Here is a 3,077-nt window from a genome sequence, read left to right on the forward strand (position 1 = left end):
CTCTCATGAGTATACCTATTTGTTAGACGAATTTGACCCAACCCGAAGTGATGACGCCCAACCCCTGCCCGGTGAGCAGGGCTATTATTACAACTCTGTCAGTTTTCAGTACCGATCAGACAGGCGACGTCTTTTTTCATATTCCATAGAACCCACCATGGGCCGGTTTTTTAACGGTGATATCTTTTCACTCGAAGGAGGGATGAACCTTCGCCTTCAGCCTAAAGCAGTTGTCTCCATGAACTTCAGGTATGACCAGATACAGCTACCTGAACCTTATGGCAGTGCGGATATCTGGTTGATAAGCCCGAGGTTTGACCTGACCTTCAGCAAATCACTCTTCTGGTCTACACTTATACAGTACAGCAACCAAAGGGACAACCTGGGAATTAATTCAAGGCTGCAGTGGCGATTCGCTCCCCTGTCCGATCTGTTCCTGGTGTACAACGACAACTACTTCGTCAACACCTTTGCCCCAAAGGTTAGATCCATCAACCTGAAGGTCACCTACTGGCTCAATATCTGAGAGCGAAAAAGGGGCCCCCGGTCAAATATTTTTATATTTGGCTCAACAGCTGAACAAACTCGTTTATGGATCACTTTCCTCTAACTGATGACACCGTCATCCTCGGACTTCTTTGCCTCTGCCTTGGTTTTGTTTTCTACACCTCTTCCCTCGAAAAGGGATTCTGGAATAAGTTCTACAAAGTGGTACCCACCCTGCTCATGTGCTATATGCTGCCTGCAGTGCTTACCAGTGTGGGGCTGATCTCCGAAGAATCCTCCAACCTGTACTATATCGCCAGTCGTTACCTGCTCCCGGCAGCCCTGATCCTGATGACATTGAGCATTGATCTCAAAGCCATTCTGAATCTGGGTTCCAAAGCACTGATCATGTTCCTGACAGGAACCCTGGGGATCATCATCGGAGGCCCGATCGCTATCCTGATCGTCTCCATCTTTTCCCCCGAAACCGTAGGCGGCGCAGGTTTTGATGCCGTCTGGCGGGGACTTGCCACCATCGCCGGTAGCTGGATTGGGGGTGGTGCCAACCAGGCTGCCATGCTGGAAGTCTTCCAATACAACCCGGCCAATTTCGGAGGGATGGTGCTCATAGACATTGTCGTGGCCAACATCTGGATGGCGTTTATCTTGCTCGGGGTGGGTAAAACGGAACGCATAGACCGATGGCTGAAAGCCGATACGAGTTCCATCGACGACCTGAAAGCCAAAGTTTCTGCCTATACGGCCAAGATCGCGCGCATCCCTACGCTAAGGGATTATATCATCCTTACCTGCCTGGCGTTTACTGGGGTGGGCATCGCTCACTTCCTTGGCTTCCACTTTACGGATTTCCTGCAGTCGAATTTCGAGATCATCCGCAACAAAGAGAAGGCGCTCTCTTCCCTTGGGTCGGAATTCCTGTGGATGGTTGTCTTCGCCACAGCCGTGGGGATCCTGTTATCCTTTACCAGGGCAAAGACCTATGAGGGTGCGGGAGCCAGTAAGATAGGTGGACTTTTCATCTACATCCTGGTGGCTACCATCGGAATGAAAATGGACCTGGGCAAGGTGCTCGAGAACCCCGGCCTTATCCTGATAGGTCTCATTTGGATCTCCATCCATGCCGGACTCCTCATCCTGGTGGCCAAGCTCATCAAAGCTCCTTTTTTCTTCCTTGCCGTCGGGAGTCAGGCCAATGTGGGAGGGGCTGCCTCAGCTCCGGTGGTGGCGGCTGAATTCCACCCTTCCCTGACCTCAGTGGGGATCCTGCTCGCCGTGCTGGGATATGTGATAGGAACGGCAGGAGCTTATATCTGTGCTCTTCTGATGGAAGTTGCTTCACATGTTTAAAATTCCGTAAACTTTACAGATATTTGGGCCAAAATTCTCAGGCATGAAATATCTCAAGACATTCCTCATTACTACCCTCCTGATCGCTGCTTGTTCCGGTGACAAGTCGTCAACCATGGAAGTCAGCGGAACGGTTAAGGGGCTTAAAAAAGGGACCATATACCTACAAAAGGTAGACGATTCCACCCTGGTGACCCTGGATTCCATCGCTTTGAGGGGTAATGGTGATTTTCAATTTACGACCTCTTTGGAGAGCCCGGAGATCTTCTACCTGTACCTGAGGAAGGAAGACCAGAATGAGGTAAATGATCGGATCACCTTTTTCGGAGAACCGGGCAAGATCACAATTAAAACCGTTTGGAATGCTTTTGACAGCAAGGCAGTCATAGAGGGGTCATCGACTCAAAAAGAACTGGAAGAATACCGTGAGGTCATGACCCGGTTCAATACGGAAAACCTGGAGCAACTCAAAGCTGCGAATAATCCCGAGATATTGAATGACCCGGCCGCCCTGGATTCCCTGCAAAAGGCGAATCAAAGAAGTATCAGGAGGAGTTATCTCTATGCCCTGAATTACGCCATGGGTCATACAGGGTCTCATATCGCCCCTTTTATTGCTATATCCGAAGTGTCGGATGCCAACAGCAAATTTCTGGATTCCCTTTACAATTCCCTGGAACCTCAGGTAGCCCATGGCAAATACGGCAAGGCACTTAAGAGACTATTGGAGGAACGCCGTGCGGAACAGCCTTAGGGGCTAGCCCATTTTGTTCAGTTTGTTGACCAGGCTGGTGGCTTCCTTTTCCAGTTCTTGCCGAACTGCCTTCAGGTGAGCCTTCCTGTTTTCCACATTCTTCTGATTCACCTTTGCTATCAGGTCATCGAAGGTGGCAATGGCTTTATCTATAATCTCATTACCCTCTTTGGAGCCGGGTGTATTGTTCGACTCTTCGAAGATGTAAACCGCTTCAATGATATCGCCCAAGACGTAGTTGATGTCTTTCTTTAAGTCGCGAATATTTGCCATCTCTTAAAATATTTTCAACAAAAGTAAACTTTAAGAATGGTATTGAGAAATATGCCCCGCAACTTTCAGACGGTTACTTCCAGCAATTCACAACCCGTTGAACGGATTTCGATTTTCCCCGAACAGGCGGGCAGTAACAGGGTCTCTCCTTTGGTCAGAGATGCATCGCCGTTCTCATTGGCTACAACGGCATCTC

At 49.3% G+C, this 3,077-nt stretch carries 3 protein-coding genes and 1 pseudogene; 3 read left to right on the forward strand and 1 reads right to left on the reverse strand.

Annotation, left to right across the window (positions count from 1 at the left end; genetic code table 11):
* The 3 genes and pseudogenes from ABYP73_RS12510 to ABYP73_RS12520 all read left to right on the forward strand — a co-directional run.
* A pseudogene (locus ABYP73_RS12510) lies at nucleotides 1–526 on the forward strand (hydrolase); the annotation flags it as partial.
* A 65-nt stretch (nucleotides 527–591) separates the two neighbouring features.
* On the forward strand, nucleotides 592–1,854 hold the full coding sequence (locus ABYP73_RS12515; RefSeq protein WP_372946112.1) for a DUF819 domain-containing protein: 1,263 nt from the start codon (nucleotides 592–594) through the stop codon (nucleotides 1,852–1,854).
* A gap of 43 nt (nucleotides 1,855–1,897) precedes the next feature.
* Entirely contained in the window at nucleotides 1,898–2,608 is a 711-nt protein-coding gene (locus ABYP73_RS12520; RefSeq protein ID WP_372974553.1) for a DUF4369 domain-containing protein, read from the forward strand.
* 3 nt (nucleotides 2,609–2,611) lie between these two features.
* On the opposite strand, the gene ABYP73_RS12525 is transcribed toward ABYP73_RS12520, so the two are convergent.
* Nucleotides 2,612–2,881: a hypothetical protein gene (locus tag ABYP73_RS12525; protein WP_372946114.1), complete on the reverse strand. Its 270-nt coding sequence runs from the start codon at nucleotides 2,879–2,881 to the stop codon at nucleotides 2,612–2,614.
* Between the last annotated feature and the right edge of the window lie 196 nt (nucleotides 2,882–3,077).

The organism is Muriicola sp., from assembly GCF_041567615.1.
In the GTDB taxonomy this organism is placed as follows: domain Bacteria; phylum Bacteroidota; class Bacteroidia; order Flavobacteriales; family Flavobacteriaceae; genus Muriicola.

What these genes read in the sequence shown, in the direction of transcription:
- ABYP73_RS12515 (WP_372946112.1), top strand. Translation starts at nt 592, where the DNA reads ATGGATCACTTTCCTCTAACTGATGACACCGTCATCCTCGGACTTCTT.
- ABYP73_RS12520 (WP_372974553.1), top strand. Translation starts at nt 1,898, where the DNA reads ATGAAATATCTCAAGACATTCCTCATTACTACCCTCCTGATCGCTGCT.
- ABYP73_RS12525 (WP_372946114.1), bottom strand. Translation starts at nt 2,881, where the DNA reads ATGGCAAATATTCGCGACTTAAAGAAAGACATCAACTACGTCTTGGGC.